The 21,479-nt window shown below is 65.9% G+C and carries 11 protein-coding genes; 6 read left to right on the forward strand and 5 right to left on the reverse strand.

Annotated elements, in window-relative coordinates; genetic code table 11:
- The first annotated feature begins 476 nt into the window (after window positions 1-476).
- From AWC17_RS24425 to AWC17_RS24440, 4 genes are all read left to right on the forward strand, one after another.
- The gene (locus AWC17_RS24425) at window positions 477-1,280 is read left to right on the forward strand and encodes a TylF/MycF/NovP-related O-methyltransferase (RefSeq protein ID WP_046183086.1); all 804 of its coding nucleotides are present in this window, start codon (window positions 477-479) and stop codon (window positions 1,278-1,280) included.
- Window positions 1,281-1,447: 167 nt separating this feature from the next.
- A complete protein-coding gene (locus AWC17_RS24430; protein ID WP_046183085.1) occupies window positions 1,448-2,716 on the forward strand; it encodes a glycosyltransferase in 1,269 nt (422 codons plus the stop codon).
- 191 nt (window positions 2,717-2,907) lie between these two features.
- A complete protein-coding gene (locus tag AWC17_RS24435) occupies window positions 2,908-3,837 on the forward strand; it encodes a class I SAM-dependent methyltransferase (RefSeq protein ID WP_046183084.1) in 930 nt (309 codons plus the stop codon).
- Between the two features lie 210 nt (window positions 3,838-4,047).
- A complete protein-coding gene (locus tag AWC17_RS24440; RefSeq protein WP_141224761.1) occupies window positions 4,048-4,836 on the forward strand; it encodes a class I SAM-dependent methyltransferase in 789 nt (262 codons plus the stop codon).
- A 12-nt stretch (window positions 4,837-4,848) separates the two neighbouring features.
- On the opposite strand, the gene AWC17_RS24445 is transcribed toward AWC17_RS24440, so the two are convergent.
- The 5 genes from AWC17_RS24445 to AWC17_RS24465 all read right to left on the reverse strand — a co-directional run bounded on the left by AWC17_RS24445 (window position 4,849) and on the right by AWC17_RS24465 (window position 13,972).
- Entirely contained in the window at window positions 4,849-6,072 is a 1,224-nt protein-coding gene (locus tag AWC17_RS24445; RefSeq protein WP_085165175.1) for a class I SAM-dependent methyltransferase, read from the reverse strand.
- A 207-nt stretch (window positions 6,073-6,279) separates the two neighbouring features.
- On the reverse strand, window positions 6,280-7,548 hold the full coding sequence (locus AWC17_RS24450; protein WP_046183081.1) for a glycosyltransferase: 1,269 nt from the start codon (window positions 7,546-7,548) through the stop codon (window positions 6,280-6,282).
- A gap of 114 nt (window positions 7,549-7,662) precedes the next feature.
- Entirely contained in the window at window positions 7,663-10,581 is a 2,919-nt protein-coding gene (locus tag AWC17_RS24455; RefSeq protein ID WP_046183080.1) for an MMPL/RND family transporter, read from the reverse strand.
- 83 nt (window positions 10,582-10,664) lie between these two features.
- Complete coding sequence (locus tag AWC17_RS24460) at window positions 10,665-13,556, reverse strand: MMPL/RND family transporter (protein WP_046183079.1); 2,892 nt, start codon at window positions 13,554-13,556, stop codon at window positions 10,665-10,667.
- Window positions 13,553-13,972, reverse strand: coding sequence for an MmpS family transport accessory protein (locus tag AWC17_RS24465; RefSeq protein WP_046183096.1), 420 nt, complete (start codon window positions 13,970-13,972; stop codon window positions 13,553-13,555). The genes AWC17_RS24460 and AWC17_RS24465 overlap by 4 nt, the downstream gene beginning before the upstream one ends.
- 834 nt (window positions 13,973-14,806) lie before the next feature.
- Here AWC17_RS24465 and AWC17_RS24470 point away from each other — a divergent pair.
- Together AWC17_RS24470 and AWC17_RS24475 are read left to right on the forward strand one after the other, a co-directional pair.
- Window positions 14,807-15,037, forward strand: coding sequence for an MbtH family protein (locus tag AWC17_RS24470; RefSeq protein WP_046186970.1), 231 nt, complete (start codon window positions 14,807-14,809; stop codon window positions 15,035-15,037).
- Between the two features lie 40 nt (window positions 15,038-15,077).
- The coding region (locus AWC17_RS24475; protein ID WP_141224762.1) for a non-ribosomal peptide synthetase at window positions 15,078-21,479 on the forward strand (6,402 nt) is incomplete at its 3' end.

Consider the following 21,479-nt stretch of genomic DNA (forward strand, 5'->3'; position numbering starts at 1 on the left):
CGCGATCGGGCTCGAATGTGAGCAACGCGCCGCCAAAAGCCGTGGTGCGGTAGCATTCCAGCCCGGTACTGTCGAGGCATCACATCGCGTATCGCGGCCGCACGCCGGCTTCGCGAATCGCGAAAGCTTTCCCCCGTGTGACGCATGTTGAAGAAGGGCGAGTGAGCGCAGCAGCATGACCTAGGCTTACGCAGGCGACAGGTGCCGCGCCGCGACCGATCGCAGCACGCCGATCACTAGAACCCAAGTGCAGGAATGGGTTTGCTCTTCGGGGTGGCGGACGAATGGCGAAATTGGGTCGGCCACCGGCCGTTCCGCTGGACGCGCCGAATGCGCCTAATGGCCGAGAAACCCACGTGAGCAAACAACCATCCGCTTGGCGGATCCGATTCCAGAAAACTCGAAACGTACTAGAGGCGCCGATAGGCGGCTAGGCTCAACATCGGGAGTATTGAAATGCTAGACAGGGGGCAATCTTGACTGTGACCGACCGCGATACCCGGTCTGCGTACCTCGACCTGCTCCGACGCGACTTGACCAGATACGGCTCAGATGAACTGGTGCCAGTCCGGTGGTATCGCATCGGGCGGCCGATTCTCAATACCGGCAGCTACATGCTCGTCCGTAAACGTCCGTTCGATCAGCAAGCGCGGGAGTTGGGCCAGGACTGGCCCGCGGATGCGCTGACGATGATCGGGATGAAGCGCCTTACCAGCCTGCAACATTGCGTCGAGACGGTGCTGACCGAGGACATTCCCGGCGACTTGGTCGAATGCGGCGTGTGGCGCGGAGGGGCTTCCATCCTGATGCGCGCGGTGCTCTCGGCCTACGGCGACGAGGCGCGCCGCGTATGGGTGTGCGATTCCTTCGCCGGCGTACCGCCGCCGGACCCGGCCAACTACAAGGCGGACGCGGGCATCAACCTGCACCGTGCGGCCAACATCCTCGCGATACCGGAAGCGGAGGTCCGGGCCAACTTCGCGCGCTACGGGCTGCTGGACGACCAGGTTCGTTTCCTTCCCGGCTGGTTCAAGGACACGCTGAACGACGCCCCCATAGATCAAATCGCCGTCCTGCGGCTCGACGGGGACCTCTACGAATCGACGATCCAGGCGCTCGACGCGCTCTACCCGCGGCTGTCGCCCGGGGGTTTCTGCATCATCGACGACTACCACGCCCTCGACGCGTGCCGGCAGGCCACCACGGACTACCGGACCAAGCACGGCATCACCGCGGAGATCCAGGAGATCGACGGCACGGGCGTGCTCTGGCGCAAGTGAGGGCAACCCGCCAGGGGCGCCGCACCGGAGCGCGCTGACGCTCCGAGCGCGGTATCGCCGCGCGCACGCGGACGATCGAAGCCGCCCCCGGCACCGGAGAACCGGCCATAATGACCGGTGCCCCTGCCGTCGCCGGTGCGCACGTCAAGTGAAAGGCTTGGTTCGCGATGAAGTTTGTGCTGGCCTGCTATGGAACTCGAGGTGACATCGAGCCTTCCGTCGTCGTCGGTCGCGAACTCCTGCGCAGGGGCCATGACGTGCGGATGGCGGTGCCGCCCGACCTGATCGGCTTCGCCGAGGCGGCCGGTCTCCCGGCGGCCGCGTATGGGCTGGAGACCCAGCTGTGGCTGGACGTGTACCGCAACTTCTGGACGTCTTTCTTCGGCGCGTTCTGGAAGGTCCGGGAGCTGCGCGGGTTGTGGCGCGAGATGTGGGACCTCAGCGACCAATGCTGGGGCCACATGACGACGACGCTGACCTCGCTGGCCGACGGGGCCGACCTGTTGCTGGTCGGACAGAGTTACCAGGAGCCCGCCGCCAACGTCGCCGAGTACTACGACATCCCGTTGGCCACACTGCACCACGCCCCGATGCGGCCCAACGGCCAGCTGGTCTCGATCCTGCCGCCCCCGTTGAGTCGGTCGGCCATGATGGCGTTCGACTGGTTGGCCTGGCGCCTGAACAAGAAGCCCGAGGATGCGCAGCGGCGCGAACTCGGCCTGCCGAAGGCGAAGGGTCCCTCGCCGGCGCGCATCGCCCGACGGGGGGCGATGGAAATCCAGGCCTACGACGAGGCGTGTTTTCCGGGGTTGGTCGCCGAATGGGCGAAATGGGACGGCCAACGGCCGTTCGTCGGGGCGCTGACGATGGAGCTGACCACCGAACTCGACGACGACGTCGCCTCGTGGATCGCGGCGGGATCCCCGCCGATTTGCTTCGGCTTCGGCAGCATGCCGGTGGCGTCGCCGGCCGAGACGGTCCAGATGATCGCCTCCGCCTGCGGCGAACTGGGGGAGCGGGCGTTGCTCTGCGCCGGTTCGAGCGACTACAGCGACGTGCCGAGCTTCGACCACGTCAAGGTGGTGGGGGCGGTGAATTACGCGAAGATCTTCCCCGCCTGCCACGCGGTGGTCCACCACGGCGGCTCGGGCACCACGGCCGCCAGCCTGCGCGCCGGCGTTCCCACGTTGATTCTTTCGATGGACGTCAACCAAACCCTGTGGGGCGGTCAGGTCAAGCGATTGAAGGTGGGCACCACCCGGCGATTTTCGGCCACCACGCGGAAATCACTGGTGACGGACCTGCGACGCATTCTCGCGCCGGATTACGTCGCCCGTGCCCGCGAGATCGCCACCCGAATGACGAGTCCCAGCGAAAGCGTCGCGAAGGCCGCGGACCTCGCGGAAAACTTCGCCAGCCTGAGGCGTTATGCCTGATCAGCGCTGGCGGCTGAGTCGAGGATCGGCCCCGCCGGTCGAGTCTCGCAGATCGCCAACGGACCCCGAGTCGTGGCGGTATCGTTTCTGGCGTCGAAAACTTCATGGGGAAGGGCGAAGTGAGCGAAGTTAACAAACCGTGCCAGCTATGTGGATCGAATGGTCCGCACGAAATCGTTCCCGTTCGGGAGATGTATTTCGGGACCCGAGAAGTATTCGATTACTTCGTCTGCGCCGAGTGCGGCACATTGCAGATCGCGAAAGTGCTTGAGGGTGAAGAACTCATGCGCTTTTACCCCTCGGACTATTACTCCTACAAAGTCGCGCCGCAGCCCAAGCTGTTCCAATGGCTGACCGCGCAGGAGGACCGCCATGACCTGCACGCCGGCGGCCGCCTGGTCGGTACGCTCGTCTCGGCGCTGCCGCCCGGGCTGCGCAGCCTGATCGGAACGCACGACGCCAGCGGCGACGTCGTCAAAATGCTTGGCGAGCTAGGGGTTTCGCTCGACGCGCGGGTTCTGGACGTGGGGTGTGGTGGCGGCGCGCTGCTCGACCGGTTGGCCAGGGCCGGATTCACGAACCTGTCCGGCGCCGACCCGTTCATCGAGGCCGACGGCAAGACGGCCCTCGGGGTTCCCCTGGCGAAGCGGGACCTGGACGAGATGACCGGTGAGTTCGACGTCATCATGTTCAACCATTCGCTCGAACACGTCCCGGACCTGACCGCCACTCTTAAGGCGGCGCACGAGAGGCTGGCCCCCACGGGCTTGTGCCTGGTCCGGCTGCCGACCACCTCGTCCGAAGTCTGGGACACCTACCGGGCCAACTGGATGAACATCGATGCGCCCAAGCACATTTGCATACCGTCCCGCAAGGGTATGGCGGTGGCGGCCGACAGGGCCGGGCTGCGGGTCGAGAAGGCCATCGACGATCAGAGCTCGGGGTCGTTCATCGGAAGCGAGGCGAACCGCCGCGACATCGCGCTGACCGAAATGACCAGCCTTGGGGCCATGGTTCGGATGTTCGGGGTCAGGCAGCTCTTGAACTGGGAGAAGCGCGCGGTGGCGCTGAACCGCCAGGGCCGGGGTGACCAGACCGGGTTCGTCCTGCGGGTCAAGTAAGGAAGCGGCGATTCTGGCGAGCGGCGCGAACCTCGTTGCGGGATTCGTTGTGCCACTGAGGTTCACGCTTCGGCCATCGTGCCGTGCTGCCGACGCGGCGGCCGGCCGCTGATGGCAACGCGTGCTGTGAAAGGGGGCGGCCGCCGCCGCTCCGGCCAACCCGCCGCGTTCCCGGGTAGGCCAACGGATCCCGATGCTATCGTTTCCGCCGTGGCAAACAGGCTGTCGACCGGCGCTCGCATCCGGCTATGGATGGTGGGCAAGGAGTATGGGCTCGCCCGCAAGCTTTTTCCGAAGGCGTACGCCAGCGACGCGTTGTTCAGTTTCCACCGCCACGCGTTCATGGAGGATCCGGCGTTCCAGCGCGCCTACGAGCGCGGTGCGCGCGCCCTGGGCGGGCAGGACTGGTACCAGTGGCATTGGCGCGCGCACATCGGTTTGTGGGCGGCGACCAACGCCAGCCGGCTCGACGGTGATTTCGTGGAGTGCGGCGTCAGTTACGGATTCTTGAGCAGCGCCATCATGGAGTATCTCGACTGGGATCGACTGGGCAAGACCTTCTATCTGCTCGACACTTTCGCGGGAATCGATCCGCGTTACGTCACCGCCGACGAACGCCGCGGCGGCGCGCTTGAGCGGAGCGAGCAGCAGCTTCGCAACGGCATGTACGTCAGCGGGGTCGAGGGTGTGCGGGCCAACTTCGCGCAATGGAAGAACCAACGCATCATCGTCGGGCCGGTCCCGGAGACGCTCGACCAGGTCGAGGCGCGCACGGTGGCCTTCCTGCACATCGACATGAACTGTGCCCCACCGGAGGTCGCGGCGCTGCGGTTCTTCTGGCCGCGGCTCTCGCCCGGCGCCTTCGTGCTGCTGGACGACTACGCCTACCACGGGCACGAAGAGCAGCGCCTGGCCATGGACGCCCTGGCGGGCGAATTGGGCGTGCCGATCTGCACTTTGCCCACCGGCCAGGGCCTTCTGATCAAACCGGCGCAGTGAGCCGGCGGCGCATCAGACGATATGGACCTTGGGCGAGTACAGGATCCAGCGCCCGCCCTTTTCGTGGAAGGCTTGTTCCTTCGCCATGATCTCGTCGGCGTGGTTCCACGCGAACAGCAGCGCGTAGTCCGGGTAGGGGTGGGAGAAGACTTCCGGCGGGCACACCGGGACCTTTGAGCCCGGTGTCAGCCGGCCCTGCTTCTCCGGGGTCGAATCGCACACCATCGGAAGCAGTTCCGAGTCGATGTGGCAATAGTTCATGACCGTGGCGCTGCGCGACGTGGCGCCGTACCCGACGACTCGCCGCCCGTCGGACCGCAGATCGCGCAGCAGGGTCACCAGGTCCGTGCGGATGCGGTTGATGTCCTCGGAGAATTGGACGAACGTCGCCTCCTCGGCGATCCCGTCGGCCTTTTCCTGGGCCAGGAATTCCGCCACGGCGGGGCTGGGCTGCCGGCTGCCCGCGCGGGCGACGGTGTAGCGGATGGAACCGCCGTGCAGGGAAAGGTGTTCGACGTCGACCAATTCCAGGCCGAAGCGCGCCGCCAACGCCTGCACCGAGCGGACGGAGAACAGGTAGAAGTGCTCGTCGTAGATCTGGTCGAAGTAGACGCAACGCAGGATGTCGGCGAGGTAGCGGTCCTCGAACACGAACAGCCCGTCCGGCGCCAGCAGCAGCTCCGCCCCGCGGAAGATCGAGTCCAGGTAAGAGATGTGACTGATCGTGTTCGCCGAAAAGATCAGGCTTGCCGGGCCCTCCTTTTCGCGGATGTCGGCCGCGGTCGACTCGTCGAAGAAATCCGTGCGGACGCGGGCGCCGTGCGCGCGGGCCACCTCGCCCGCCCCGGCGGCCGGGTCGACGCCCAGGTGCCGCACCCCGGCGTCGCTGAGGGTCTTGAGCATGACGCCGTCGTTGCTGCCGATTTCGACGACGAACCGGTTCTCATCGTCGGGGATTACGCTGATGATCCACCTGGCGACGTCCTCGAAATGCTTGCGAATCACCGCGGATCCCGACGCGCGGTACGGGTAGTCCGCGCGGAACATCTGGCTGGGCGGAACCTCGTCTAGTTGCTGCACCATCGTGCACGACGTGCAGAGGCCCACCACGAGCCGAAAAAACGGCACCTTGGCGGTCTCTTCGGGTTTCACGAAGGCATTCGAGACCGGCTGGCGTCCGAGGTCGAGTACCTCACGGAGATCACCGCCGCAGACGCGGCAACTACGCTGAGTCAATACTTCCCCCTCACACTGTCAGGCCCACCCGCATCCAGGAACCCCGGACCAGTACTTAGGTTCATGAGCCTAGCCCCCAAGTTATGCCGTTAGCACCCTTCTGAGGTTTCCAGGAAGCCATTCTGTCAACGTTTGCCGAATCTGTACCCTGTTTCGCCAGTTGAAACCCAAATGGTCGATCGGGAAATAGACGGCGGGCGGCGTGCCTTAACGCGGCCGGCCGGCCATCGCTTCGAAGAGGTCGGCGGCCATGGCGGCGCTTTCGCTGGGCTTGGTCATCCGGGTGGCGATCTCGCGGGCCCGGGTGGCGTAGGACGGGGTGAGGGTTTGCCGCAGGTCTGCCACCATGGTTTTGCTGGTGGTCTTCGAGAAGCGCCGGGCCGTACCGACTTCCAGTCGCTTGACCTGGGCCCCCCAGTAGGGCTGATCCGCCGAGCTCCAGAGGATCAACGTCGGAACTCCGGCGCGCAGGCTGGCGGCCGTGGTGCCCGATCCGCCATGGTGGACGACCGCGCGGCAGGCGGGGAAGACGGCCGCGTAATTGACGGGGCCGACCACTTTGACGTGGTCGAAGTGCGGGACTTCGCTGAAATCCGACCCGCCGGCGCAGATCAGTGCGCGTTCGCCCAATTGCGTGCAGGCGGTGCTGATCATCTCGACCATCTCGGTGGGGGATTCGACCGGGATGCTGCCGCTGGCGAAGCAAATCGGCGGTGTTCCCGCGGCTATCCACGAGGCGACCTCATCGTCGGTGTCTGTCGTCATCTCCATGGTCAGGGCGCCGACAAAGGGCCGTCGGCCGTCCCATTTCGACCATTCCCGCGCCAGCCCGGGGAAGCACACGTCGTCGTAGCCCTGGATTTCCAGGGATCGGCGTTCGGCGATCCGGCGGGGCGCCGGACGGGTCGCCGGCGGCAGGCCCAATTCGCGGCGCTGCGCGTTCTCGACGTTCTTCGTCGAGCGCCAGAACAGCCAATCGACCAGCGTCATGGTGGAGCGGACCACGGGCGCCGGAATGGTCGGCACGAGCTGCCCGTTGGGCCGCATGGGGAAGTGGTGCATGGTGGCGAACGGAATGTCGTAGTACTCAGCAACATTCGCGGCGGCCTGCTCGAAATTGAGTCCGCTGGAAAGCATGTCGGCGCCGTCGGCCAGCGACAGCAGCGCGCCGTTGATGTCGTCCCAATAGCGGATGATCGGGTCCCAGACCTTGAGCACCAGCCTGATCGGATCGCGGATCTTCCACGCGTTGCGGAAGAAATCCGTCCACATGTTGCGCAGAAACTGCTCGTCGAGGAAGTCATGCACTTCCGGGCCGTAGGGGACCGCCGTCAGCCCGGCGGTCTCGGCGAAGCCGACGAGTTCGGGGGGGACCCCTAGGCGCACCTCGTGCCCCCTGCGGACCAGCTCCCGGCCGACCGCCACCGAAGGCTCGACATCGCCGCGAGTTCCGTAGCAGGCCAGGGCAAACTTCATTGCGGTCCTAGGTATCGGTCGTCCAGATCGACTTGCAGGGATATCGGTCATTATCTCTGGATCACCGGTGCCGGTTGCGGTTTTGGCGGCGGCGGCCGGGCGGGCGACACCCGCCTAGCGGGACGGCCTCGAGACCGGGATCTCCGCCGTGGGCGCTTCGTCGTAGTCGGATTCACGGTGCAGCAGCGAGCGCACTAACGGGCGCGGCCCCTCGGACCGAAGCATCCGGCTGGCCGGGCGCGGACGCACCACCTGTGGCCACCAGAACCAGCGCCCCAGCAGGGCGGCGATGGTGGGTGTCATGAACGACCGCACCACCAGGGTGTCGAACAACAGCCCGAGGCCGATGGTGGTACCCACCTGACCGATGATTCGCAGGTCGCTCGCCACCATCGAGGCCATGGTGAAGGCGAACACCAAGCCCGCGTTCGTCACCACCTTGCCGGTGCCGCCCATCGCCCGGATGATGCCCGTCCGGATTCCGCCGCCGATCTCCTCTTTCATCCGGGACACCAGCAGCAGGTTGTAGTCAGACCCAACCGCCAACAGGACGATCACCGACATCGGCAGCACCATCCAGTGCAGCTTGACGCCCAGCACGTACTGCCAGATGAGCACCGACATACCGAACGAGGCGCCCAGCGAAACTGCGACCGTGCCGACAATCACCAAGGCGGCCACGAAACTTCGCGTGATGATGAGCATGATGATGAAGATCAGGCAGAGCGCACCCACCCCGGCGATGAACAGGTCGTATTGGGATCCGTCCCGGAAATCCTTGAAGGTCGACGCCGTCCCGGCGATGTAGATCTTGGCGCTCTCCAGAGGGGTCGTCTTCAGCGCCTCCTCGGCTGCCGTGCGGATCTGGTTTATCCGCCCCACGCCCTCCGGCGTGGCGGGGTCGCCCCGGTGCGAAATGATGAACCGCGCCGCCTTCCCGTCCGGGGACAAGAAGTTGGCCATCGCCTTCTTGAAGTCGGCGTTGTCGAAGATCTCGGGCGGCAGATAGAAGGAATCGTCGTTCTTGGCCGCGTCGAACGCCTCGCCCATGGCCATGGCGTCCTTGCTGTTACTGGTCATCTGCCCGATGACGCCAGACATGGTGCTGTAGTTGGTCAGCAGCATCGCCTTCATGTCCTCGGCCATGGCGATCATCGGCGGATATTGCGCGAGCAGCTCCGGCATCAGCCGATCCATGTGGTCGAGGTCGACGAGGAGATCCTTGAGTTTGTCGCTCAAAATGTCTACGCCGTCAAAGGTTTCGAAGATGGCGCGCAGCGACCAACAGATCGGGATGTCGTAGCAGTGCCGCTCCCAGTAGAAATAGCTGCGGATGGGCCGGAAGAAGTCCTCGAAATTCGCCATGTCGTCGCGCAACTCGTTGACGATGACCGTCATCTCGTGGGTCTTCATGATCGAGTCATGCGTGATGCCGGTCAGTCTCTTCTGCAATTCGTACAGGCGCTTCATCGTCGCGATCTGCTGGCCGATCAGATCTGCTTGCGCGAGCATGTCTTTCGTGCGGGCCTGGACGTATCTGATGTCCTGACTCATCGTCGCGTTCTGCATGCTCAGCAGGAACGGGATCGAGGTGTGCTGGATCGGCGTCCCCTCGGGGCGGGTGATGCCCTGGACGCGCGAGATCCCCTTGACGTTGAAGATGCCCTTGGCAAGGCGGTGCAGCACAAGGAAATCCGCGGGATTTCGCATGTCGTGGTCGGCTTCGATCATCAGGATCTCCGGCATCATCCGCGACTGGGAGAAGTGGCGGTCGGCGGCCGCGTAGCCGACGTTCGCCGGGATGTCGCGGGGGATGTACAGCCGGTCGTTGTAGCTGGTCTTGTAGCCGGGCAGCGTGACCAGACCGACCAGTGCGATGGCGATGGTCGCGACGAGGATGGGCAGGGGCCAGCGGACGATCGCGGTGCCGATCCGGCGCCACCGGCCGAAGCCGATCTGGCGGGTGGGGTCGAAGAGGCCGAAGCCGCTCCCGAGCGTCAGCACCGCCGGCACCAGCGTCAGCGCGATCACGACCGAAGCGAACATGCCCACCGCACAAGGCACACCGATGGTCTGGAAGATGGGCATCCGCGTGAAACTCAGGCACAACATCGCGCCGGCGATCGTCAAACCGGACCCCAAGACGACCGGGGCCACCCCCTGATAGGTGGTGTAGAACGCGGTCTCCCGGTCATCGCCGGCCTGGCGCGCCTCCTGGTAGCGGCCGAAGAAGAAGATTCCGTAGTCCGTGCCGGCGGCCATCGCTAGCGCCACCAGCAGGTTGATGGCGAACGTGGACAGCTGAACCAGGCCGTTGTCGCCGAGGAAGGCGATGATCCCGCGGGCGGCGAAGACCTCGATCCCGACCGTCAACAGCAACATGATCACCGTGGTGATCGAGCGGTAGACGAACATCAGGACGGCAAAGATGATGATGGCGCCGATCAGCGTCATCTTCAGGATGGAGCGGTCACCACTGCTCTGCATGTCCGAAATCAGTGCGGCCGGGCCGGTGACATAGGCCTTGAGCCCCGGCGGCGGCGGATTCTTCGCGATGATCTGCCGGACCGCGGCGATCGAGTCCTGGCCCAGGGTGGTGCCCTGGTTGCCGGCGAGGTTCAACTGGACGTAAACGGCCTTGCCGTCGGGGCTTTGCGCGCCCGCCGCGGTGAGCCGATCGCCCCACAGATCCTGCACGTGCTCGATGTGCTTGGGGTCGGCCTTCAGCTCCCGAACCAAATGGTCGTAATACTCGTGGGCCTCGTCACCGAGCTGCGACTGCCCCTCGAGCACGAGCATCGCGAAGCTGTCCGAGTCCGACTCTTTGAAGTCCCGGCCCATCCGCTGCATGGCCTGTACGGCCGGCGCATCCTGCGGGGCGAGCGGAACGGAATGCTCCCGACCGACGGTCTCCAGCCACGGCACGAACAGGGTGACCACCAGCGTCAGGCCCACCCACGCGAGGATGATTGGCACCGCGAGCCGGCGGATCGACCGCGCGACGACGGGGCGCCGGGTCCGTTCGGTGGTCATGCGGACCCCAAGCGGCTGCTGCTGTCCTGTGTCACGATGTTCCCCACGATTGCGCCGTCCCGTTACTCAACTGGACCCGCCGCTCAGAGCGGCTGCTTCAGCAACAGGGAACGAACCAACGGGCGGGGACCGGTCGGCCGCAGCATGGAACTGGCCGGGCGGGGACGCACCTGTTGCGGCCACCAGAACCAGCGTCCGAGCAACGCGGCGACCGACGGCGTCATGAACGCGCGGACGATCAGCGTGTCGAACAGCAGGCCCATGCCGATAGTGGTACCGACCTGACCGATGCTGCGCAGGTCGCTCGCCACCATCGACCCCATGGTGAATGCGAACACCAAGCCCGCGTTGGTCACGACCTTTCCGGTGCCGGCCATCGCGCGAATGATGCCGGTGTTGATGCCGGCGGCGATCTCCTCCTTCATTCGTGAGACGAGAAGCAGGTTGTAGTCAGACCCGACCGCTAGCAGCACGATCACCGAGGTGGATAGCACGGTCCAGTGCAACTGGATATGCAGAATGTCCTGCCAGACGAGCACCGCCAGACCGAATGAGGCTCCCAGCGAAAGCAATACCGTGCCGACGATGACCATGGCGGCGATGAAACTTCGCGTCATGATCAGCATGATGATGAAGATCAGGCAGAGCGCGGAGACCCCGGCGATCAGCAGGTCGAATTTCGAACCGTCCACCAAGTCCTTGGTGATCGATGCGGTGCCGGTGAGATAGATCTTCGAATTCTCCAGCGGCGTGCCCTTGAGCGACTCCTCGGCCGCCGTCTTTATCGCCTCGACACGCGAGAGCCCCTCGGGCGTCGCCGGGTCACCGCGTTGCGAGATGAGCAGGCGAACGTCCTTGCCGTCCGGTGACAGGAACACGCTCATGATCCGCTTGAAGGCGTCCGAGCCGTTGATGATGCCCGGCGGCAGGTAGAAGGAGTCGTCGTTGCGGGACGCGTCGAAGGCCTGCCCCATGGCGCTGGGGTCCTTCGCGCTCGAATCCATTTGTCCCATCACGCCGGACATGGTGCTGTGCATGGTCAGCATCATCGTGCGCATGCTCTGCATGGTCTCGATCATCGGCGGGATCTGCATCACCAGTTGCGGTAGCAGCGCGTCGAGCTGATCGAGGTTTCCGACCAGATCGCGCAACTTGTCGTTGACCTCGTCAACGCCGTCGATGGCGTCGAAGATGGATCGGAACGAGAAGCAGATCGGGATGTCGTAGCAGTGCCGCTCCCAATAGAAGTAGCTGCGGACCGGTCGGAAGAAGTCCTCGAAGTCCGAGATGTGGTCGCGCAATTCGCTTGTGATTTCCTGCATTTCGTGCGTCTTGGCGACCATCTGATGAGTCGTGGCGACCAGCTCGCGCATCAGGTCCAGCATGTGCTGCATGACGGCGATCATCTTGCCCATCTCGTTGGCCTGCTTGAGCATGTCGTCCATGCGGTCCTTCTGGAACGCCATGTTCTGCAGCTGGCTGGCCTGGCCCATGCTGAGGATCCAGGGGATCGTCGTGTGCTGAAGCGGTGCCCCCTCGGGGCGGGTGACGGTCTGCACCGACGCGATACCCGGGACCGCGAGCACGCCCTTGGCCAGCTTGTTGATCACCAGCATGTCGGCCGGATTGCGCAGATCGTGATCGGTCTCGACCAAGAGGATCTCGGGCATCGCCATCCGCGACCCGGGGAAGTGCCGCTCGGCGGCCGCGAACCCCACGTTCGCGGGAATGCTTGCGGGAATGAATTTTTGGTCGTCGTAGCTGGGCCGGTAGTTCGGCAGGGTCAGCAACCCGATGAGCGCGACGGCCATCGTCGCGATGAGAATGGGCGCGGGCCACCGGACGATGGCCGTGCCGATCCGGCGCCACCGGTGCACCGTGATAGCCCGCTTGGGCTCGAACAGCCCGAACCGGGCGCCGGCGGCGATCAGCGCCGGCCCCAGCGTCAACGCGACGAGTACGGCGATCGAGATGCCGACGGCACACGGGATGCCCAGGGGCTGGAAATACGGCAACCGGGTGAAGCTGAGGCACAGCACGGCCCCGGCGATGGTCAGACCCGACGCCAGGACGACCTTGGCCACGCTGGCGTAGGTGGTGAAGAACGCCATTTCCCGGCTTTCACCGGCCCACCGCGCTTCTTGATATCGGCCGACGAAAAATATTCCGTAGTCCGTCCCCGTCGCAATCACCGCGGCCACCAATAGGTTGACGGCGAAGGTGGTAAGGCCGACGATGCCCAAATGGCCCAGTAATGCGACCATTCCCCGGGCGATTTGCAATTCCAGCCCGACTATCAATAGCAGAAGAATTACGGTGACGACCGAGCGGTAGACCAGCAGCAGGGTGATGAAGATGACCGCCAGGCTCACCAGGGTGACCAGCGCGACGGTCTTCTGCCCGGCGATATTCATGTCGGCGATGATCGGGGCCGGGCCGGTGACGTAGACCTTGAGACCCGGCGGCGGGTCCGCCTGCTGCACGATCTTTCGGATCGCCGCCACGGACTGGTCGCCGGCGCTGCCGCCCTGGATGCCGTTGAGGTTCACCTGCACATACGCGGCCTTGCCGTCGGCGCTTTGCGCGGCGCCCCTGGTGAGCGGGTCGCCCCAGAAGTTCTGGACGTGCTGCACGTGCTGGTGATCGGCTTCCAGTTGCTTGACGAGCCGGTCGTAATACAGGTGCGCGTCGTCGCCGAGGGGCTGCTGACCCTCCAACAGGATCATGGCCAGGGCGCCCGTATTGGTTTCCTTGAAATCGGTGCCCAGGCGTTCCATCGCCTTGAACGACGGCGCACCGATCGGGTTCAGCGGTACGGCGCGCTCTTGCTCGACCTGCTCCAGGGACGGAACGCCGATGCTGATGAGGACGGCGATCGCCAGCCATCCCAAAATGATCGGCACGGAGAATCGGCGGATCATCCGTGCGAAGAATGGTGGAGACGTCGGTTCCGTCGCCAAATCCCGGTTACTCATGTCGCCGTCAGCACGCAATAGGTGAACGCATTCATCTCGTTTGAGATCTTCTCGGTTTTGACCACGCCGTCCACGAGTATACGGCAACCGAGACTTTCGCTATCGCCCTGTGCCACAACGTTTCCCACGATGGAAGGGAGGTTGGTGGCGATGTCGAAGCTCCACGGGAGGGGTATTCCGTTGATGTGCTGCGGTTCGCCGTTGGCGTCGAAATAGCTGATGTCGGCCGTGGTCCCGGGCGGGCCGAAAACCTCGTACTTCACGTGCTTGGGGTTAAACGGTTTGGTGTCTTGCTGTCGGGTGTCGGCATACGACGGGCGCTTTTCCGATCCGAAAATTCCGTGCAGGCGCGAAACGGTCAAACCGCCGGCCGCGACGACCGCCACGATGACCAACGGAATCCACGCATGCTTCAGGAATTTCAGAATCGCCGGTTCCTGGCTTCGACGGTTCTCCCGCGGAATGGTCCGCCGTTCGGTGGCCTCGGCTGACGATCGGCGACCAAAGGGCAGAAAACGGCGTCGACGACTAGTCGGTTGGCTAATGTCGCGGCCTTTCGTGATGGCGATATCGGGCCGGGCCCGCACGTCGGGTTCGACCACCGCACCCCCTTCTACCCCATTTGGACGTCTCTTGCCATATCCGCCGGCCCGGACAAACTGTTACATGGCGATCGCGACGCCAGCCTGCGGCACATCGAACGCGGTGTACGTCGCAGCCTAGTCGTTCTTCGGTACCTCGTACGAGCCCTGCCCCCCGGCGGGCGTGACCAGTGTATTCATGAGTAAACCACGCCGATCCTCTCCGTATCGGGCCTTCGACAAGGAGATACGGGATCGTAATGCATACCGCGTGCGTAACGCATGTCGGACCGCCGGACCCAATGGGCTCGCTTCCGCGGGCGGGCGGCGGGCTCGCTTGCTCGGCGCCGCCAGCGCGGCCGCGGGCCCGCCGTGGTGATTTTCCCGGCGGCTTTCGGGTCGGTAGGCTGAGCGACGACAAGCACCCACGATTGCATCGACCTCGAAGCCCGAGCCAGCCCAATCGCGAGCCTCATCGGTAAGCCATTGTCCCAGCTCACAGCAGCCAACGGCGGCAGCTGCGCAGCCTGCACCAGCCCAACTTTTAGGCAGCGTTAAGAACCTGACAGGTCGCACTGGGAACTTTGTCCAAATCTCGGACGCACGGTGGTGCCTCCAGTATGGTTTGGAACCGTTCCACTCGTGTCAACTAGACGTCCCTGGAGAATTGTGAGCATCAACCCGTTCGACGACGACAACGGTAGTTTTTACGTCTTGGTAAACGACGAGGAGCAACACAGCCTGTGGCCGGCCTTCGCCGACGTCCCCGCCGGCTGGCGAGTGGTGTACGGCGAGACGGACCGGGCCGCGTGCCTGGAGTACATCGAACAGAACTGGCCTGACATTCGGCCAAAGAGCCTGCGGGACAAGCTCGCAACGGGCCGGGGTTTTGAGCAGTAACGAGTCGGGGTATGGGGCGGATGGAGCTTTGGGGGAGTCGATGGAGGTTGGTGATCGCGCACTACCGTTGACGCGCGGACAGCTGGACATCTGGCTTTCGCAGGAAACGGGCTACGTCGGCACGGAGTGGCAGCTCGGGCTCTTGGTCAAAATCGAGGGCCCGGTAAACCGTGACGCGCTCGAGCGCGCCATCACGCAGGCGGTGTCGGAGGCCGAATCCGGCCGGGTGTCGTTCTTCGAAGTCGACGGCCAGGTTGTCCAGAAACCGATCGATTACCCGCACATCGAGCTGACCTTCCACGACCTCACGGCCTCGCCCGACCCCGTGGCGGAAGCCCGCGCGATGTCGTCGTCGATCCAGCGCGCCCCAATGGCGTTGAACGGTCAGCTCTTCAAATTCGTGTTATTCCAGACACAGGCCGAAGAGTTCTATTTGTTCGGTTGCTGCCACCACATAGCAATTGATGGATTGGGTATGGCGCTGGTCTGCCGTCGGGTTTCGACCATTTATTCGGCCATGGTGGCCGGAAAGCCCATTCCCGACGCCTATTTCGGATCGACGCAGGATTTGGTGAACCTGGAGGCCGAATACGAGGCGTCCGCCGAGTATCAGGAAGATCGGGAGTACTGGAGCAACAACCTGCCGCCCGAAAGCGGATGGGTGGAGCGGCCCACCGACGCCCCGCGCGGCAAGGACCATTACTCGCCGTCGGCGTCCGTCCAGTTGGACCCCTCCGTCACCACCCGGATCAAGGAACTGTCCAAGAAGCTGGGCATCCGCCGGTTCTCCGTTACCACCGCCGCCTGCGCGCTCCTGGTGCGGTCGTGGTCGGGAAGCGGTTCGGAGGTGGCCCTCGACTTCCCGGTGAGCCGGCGGGTGCGTCCGGAATCGAAGACCCTGCCCGGGATGTTCGCCGGCGTCGTGCCGCTGGTCCTGAGCACGTCCCCCACGTCGACTGTCGCCGATTTCTGCAAGCATGTCGACATCCGGATCCGGGAGTTGCTGCACCATCAGCGATTTCCGGTGCACACCCTCGAAAGCGACGGGTTGAGGCAGGCCGCGACCCGGGTCGGCATCAACTTCATCCCGATGCGGCTGACCCTGGACCTGGCCGGCTCCCCGGCAACGGCCACCTACACCAACCACGGGCCCGTGGGGCATTTCAGCCTGTTCTTCCTCGGCGCAGGCGACCAGCTTTTCCTGTCCACCGCCGGACCGGGCCAACCGTTCGCGGACTTCGGCGTCGCCGACCTCGCGGCGCGGATGCAGCAGGTGCTGGAGGAGATGACCGCCGACCCGGAGCGGTGGCTGTCCTCGATCGATCTGCTGGCCGCCGACGAGCCGGCCAGGCTCGACGAGTGGAGCAACCGGGCGGCTTTGACCGAACCGGTGCCCGCGCCGGTGTCGATCCCGGTGGCGTTCGCCGAGCACGTGCAGTCGGCTCCCGACGCCCTGGCGGTGACCTGCTCCGCCAAGTCGTTGACCTACGCCGAACTCGACGAGGCGTCCAACCGGCTGGCGCACCTGCTGGCGGGGCACGGGGTGGGGCCGGGTGACTGCGTAGCGGTGATGTTCCCCCGCTGTGCCGACGCGATCGTGGCGATGCTCGCGGTGCTCAAGACCGGGGCGGCCTACGTGCCGATCGACCCGGCGCACTCCGCGGCGCGCATGGAGTTCGTGCTCGAGGACGCGGCGGTGAGCGCCGTGATCACCCTGGCGGAGCTGCGTTCGCGGCTGGACGGGCGCGACCTGTTGGTCGTCGACGTACACGACCCCGCCGTCGAGACCCAGCCCCACACGGCCCTGCCCGCCCCGGCCGCGGAAAACATCGCCTACATCATCTACACCTCCGGAACCACCGGAACCCCCAAAGGCGTTGCCATTCCTCATCTCAACGTCACCTGGCTGATCGAGTCGCTCGACGCCGGCCTGCCGAAGGGCGACGTGTGGACGCAGTCCCACTCCGCGGCCTTCGACTTCTCCGTGTGGGAGATTTTCGGCGCCCTGCTGCGCGGCAGGCGACTGCTGGTGGTGCCCGAGTCGGTGGCGAGCTCCCCGGAGGACCTGCACGAGCTGCTGATCGCGGAGAAGGTCAGCGTGCTCACCCAGACCCCGTCGTCGGTTGCGATGTTGCCGGCGGACGGGTTGGAGTCCACCGCCCTGGTGGTGGCCGGCGAGGCGTGCCCGGCCGACGTGGTCAACCGGTGGGCGGCGCCCGGGCGGGTGATGCTCGACGCCTACGGCCCGACCGAAACCACGGTGTGCGCGTCGATCAGCAAGCCGCTGACCGCGGGATCCGCCGTGGTGCCGATCGGTTCGCCGATCGCCGGCGCGGCGATGTTCGTGCTGGACAAGTGGTTACAGCCGGTTCCGGCCGGCGTCGTCGGAGAGCTGTACCTGGCGGGCCGCGGCGTCGGGATCGGGTACGTGCGCCGGCCCGGCCTGACGGCCTCCCGCTTCGTCGCCAACCCGTTCGGCGGTCCGGGGGCGCGGATGTACCGCACCGGCGACCTGGTCTGCTGGGGCGAGGACGGGCAGCTGCAGTACTTCGGCCGCTCCGACGAGCAGGTCAAGATCCGTGGCTACCGCATCGAGCTCGGCGAGATCCAATCGGTGCTCAAGGGCCTCGACGGGGTGGACCAGGCGGCCGTGATCGCTCGCGAGGACCGGCCCGGCGACAAGCGCCTGGTGGGCTACATCACCGGGACGGCCGATCCGGCCGCGATCCGGGCCGCGCTGGCCGACCGCCTCCCGCCGTACATGGTGCCGGCCGCGGTGGTGGTGCTCGACGCCCTGCCGTTGACCGGCAACGGCAAGCTCGACCGGCGAGCGCTGCCGGCCCCCGAATACGCCACCGCCGAATACCGCGCTCCCGGCGACGCCGTCGAGGAACTGCTGGCCGACATCTACGCCCAGGTGCTGGGGCTGGAGCGGGTCGGGGTGGACGCGTCGTTCTTCGACCTGGGTGGCGACAGCATTTTGTCGATGCAGGTGGTGGCCCGGGCCCGCGCGGCTGGCATCCTGTTCCGGCCTCGTGACGTTTTCGTCGAGCAGACGGTTTCCCGGCTGGCCCGGGTGGCCGAGGTCGCGGTCGATGGCGCGGGCGGTGCGGCCGACGACGGCGTCGGGCCGGTGGTGGCCACCCCGATCATGCGGTGGCTGCAAAGCATCGAGGGCCCGATCGAGCAGTTCAACCAGACCATGGTGGTGCAGGCCCCGGCGGGGGCCACCGAGGCCGACGTGGTGGCGGTGCTGCAGGCCCTGCTGGATCGCCATGCCGCGCTGCGGCTACGCGCCGACGACGACGGTGCGGGCGGCTGGTCGCTGCAGGTACCCGAGGTCGGTGCGGTGGACGCGCGCGGCTGCGTGCACGCCGTCGAGGCGCTGTCCGAAGAGGCGTTGGCGGAGGCGCGGTCGCGGTTGAACCCGGCCGCCGGGGTGATGGTCAGCGCGGCGTGGGCGGAGTCGACGGGTCAGCTGGCGTTGATCATTCACCACCTGGCCGTCGACGGGGTGTCGTGGCGAATCCTGTTGGAAGACTTCAACATTGCCTGGGCGCAGCATCACAACGGGCAGCCGATAGCCTTGCTGGCCCCCGGGACGTCGCTCGCCCGGTGGTCCTCGCTGCTGGAGGAGTACGCGCAGCGCCCCGACGTGGTGGCCCGGGCGGACGAGTGGCGACAGGTGGCGGCCACCCCGGCCGCGTTGCCGGCGGTGCAACCCGACGTCGACACCTATGTGACTGCCGGCCAGCTGTCCGTCTCGCTCGACGTCGAGACGACCCGGCTGCTACTCGGTGAGGTGCCGGCCGCATTCCACGCCGGCGTCGGCGACATCTTGTTGATCGCCTTCGGGCTGGCGTTCGCGGAATTCTTGGGTACAGGTGCGGCGCCGATCGGCATCGATGTGGAAGGCCACGGGCGCCAGGAAGAGCTGTTCCCCCGGGTGGATTTGTCGCGCACGGTGGGCTGGTTCACCACGAAATACCCGGTGGCACTGAAGGGCCGCCGGCTGAACTGGTCGCAGGTGGCGGCCGGCGAGGCCGCGCTGGGCGCGGTGATCAAGGCCGCCAAAGAACAACTGCGCTCTCTGCCCGACGGCCTGACCTACGGCTTGCTGCGCTACCTGAACGCCGACGTGGACCTGGACGGGTCGGACCCGGTGATCGGCTTCAACTATTTGGGACGGCTCGGCGCGGGCGCTGACCTCTCCGACGATCTGTGGCGGGTCAGCCACGACAGCTTGGCCGTGGCGGCGGTGGCCACCGCGGTGCCCATGCCACTGGCGCACACGGTGGAACTCAACGCCGGCACCATGGACACCGAGGCCGGCCCGCACCTGCAGGCCAACTGGACGTGGGCCCCCTCGGCGCTGGACCAAGATCGCGTAAACCGGTTGAGCCAGTTGTGGTTTGAGGCCCTGGCCGGGATCTGCGCGCACGTCAAGGCCGGTGGCGGCGGGTTGACCCCATCGGACATCGCCCCCGCCCAGCTCAGCCAGCAGCAAATCGACGATCTCTGCCGCCAGGGCAGCGTCGCCGACGTGCTGCCGCTGACCCCGGTGCAGCAGGGCCTGCTGTTCCACACCGCTTTCGCGCAGGACATGGACGACCTCTATGCGGTGCAGCTGGGGATCACCGTCAGCGGTGCTCTCGACCCGCAGCGCCTGCGCGAGGCGGTCCACACCGCCGTCAAGCGGCACCCCAACCTGGTCGCCCGGTTCTCCGAAGACTTCGGCGAGCCCGTGCAGGTCATCCCCGCCGATCCTCAAATGGCGTGGCGATACGTCGAGCTCGACGGCGGCAATGTCGACGAGCAGGTCGAGCGGCTGTGCGCCGACGAACGCGCCGCGGTGTGCGACCTGGCCGACAAGCCGTCGTTCCGGGCCGCGCTGATCCGCACGGCGGCCGACCGGCACCGGTTTGTGCTGACCATTCACCACATCGTGGTGGATGGCTGGTCGCTGCCCGTCCTGCTGCAGGAAGTCTTCGCCAGCTACTACGGGGAGCGGCTGCCCGCCGCACCGTCTTACCGCAGCTTCGTCGCCTGGCTGACCAATCAGGACCGAGGCGCCGCGCAAGCGGCATGGGCCCAGGCGCTGGCCGGTTTCGAGACCCCCACACTGGTCGGTCCCCTCGGACAGATCGGGAAGCGCGGCGTTGCCGCCTTCCACGTGCCCGCCGACACCACACGGGCGCTCGGCGAGCTGGCGCGCTCGTGCCGCACCACGATCAGCACCGTGCTGCAGGGCGCGTGGACGCAGCTGCTGACGTGGCTGACCGGCCAGCATGACGTCGCGTTCGGCACCGCGGTCTCAGGACGGCCGACCGAGTTGGCCGGCGCGGACGCGATGGTCGGCCTGCTGATCAACACGGTGCCGGTGCGGGCGACCATCACCGCGACAACCACCGTCGCCGATCTGCTTGACCAACTGCAACGCCTGCACAACGACACCGTCGACTATCAGCACCTGGCGCTGCCCGAGATCCACCGCGTCACCGGCCACGACCAGTTGTTCGACACCCTTTTCCTCTACGAGAACTATCCGATCGACGCGGGCGCGCTGTTGGGCGTCCACGAGTTGGCCATCACCGATTTCAGCAGCCGCGAGTACAACCACTACCCGTTGTCGGTGGTGGCTTCGCCGGGTCACGAACTGAGCCTGCGTGTCGAATACGACATCGAGGTGTTCAACGCCGCCGCCATCGAGACGCTGATCGAGCGGTTGCAGCAGGTGATGGTGGCCATGACCGCCGATCCGTCCCGGCGCGTGTCCTCGATCGACCTGCTCGATGCCGCCGAGCACAACCGGCTTGATGAGTGGGGCAACCGGGGAGTGCTGGCCGAGTCGGCGCCCAAGCTGGTCTCGATTCCGGAGTTGTTCTCCGCGCAGGCGGCGCGGGCCCCGGAGGGGGTGGCCATCACTTGTGGTGACCGTTCGTGGACGTACGGCGAGGTCGAGGAGTCCGCCAACCGGTTGGCGCACTTGCTGGTGAGCCGGGGTGCCGGCCCGGGGGAGTGTGTGGCGGTGCTGTTCCCCAGGACGGCCGAGGCTGTCGTGGCGATCCTGGGGGTGCTCAAGACCGGGGCGGCTTACCTGCCGGTCGACCCGGGTGTGCCGGCGGCGCGGATGGAGTTCGTGCTGGGCGACGCGGCGCCGATCGTCGCGGTGACTACCGCGGAGGTGCGGTCGCGGTTGGACGGGTTGAGCCTGGACGTCATCGATTTCGACGACCCGGCCGTGGCGACCCAGCCCAGCGGCGGGTTGCCCGCGCCGTCGCCGGAGGACATCGCCTACATCATCTACACGTCGGGTACCACCGGCACCCCCAAGGGCGTGGCGATACCGCACCGCAATGTCACTCAGCTGTTGGAGTCTTTGGATGCGCAGCTGGCGCTGGGGCAGGTGTGGACGCAGTGCCACTCGTTGGCGTTCGACTTT

Origin of the sequence: Mycobacterium nebraskense (assembly GCF_002102255.1) — a bacterium.
GTDB classification, from domain to species: domain Bacteria; phylum Actinomycetota; class Actinomycetes; order Mycobacteriales; family Mycobacteriaceae; genus Mycobacterium; species Mycobacterium nebraskense.

What these genes read in the sequence shown, in the direction of transcription:
- AWC17_RS24460 (WP_046183079.1), bottom strand. Translation starts at nt 13,556, where the DNA reads ATGAGTAACCGGGATTTGGCGACGGAACCGACGTCTCCACCATTCTTC.
- AWC17_RS24435 (WP_046183084.1), top strand. Translation starts at nt 2,908, where the DNA reads ATGTATTTCGGGACCCGAGAAGTATTCGATTACTTCGTCTGCGCCGAG.
- AWC17_RS24450 (WP_046183081.1), bottom strand. Translation starts at nt 7,548, where the DNA reads ATGAAGTTTGCCCTGGCCTGCTACGGAACTCGCGGCGATGTCGAGCCT.
- AWC17_RS24455 (WP_046183080.1), bottom strand. Translation starts at nt 10,581, where the DNA reads ATGACCACCGAACGGACCCGGCGCCCCGTCGTCGCGCGGTCGATCCGC.
- AWC17_RS24430 (WP_046183085.1), top strand. Translation starts at nt 1,448, where the DNA reads ATGAAGTTTGTGCTGGCCTGCTATGGAACTCGAGGTGACATCGAGCCT.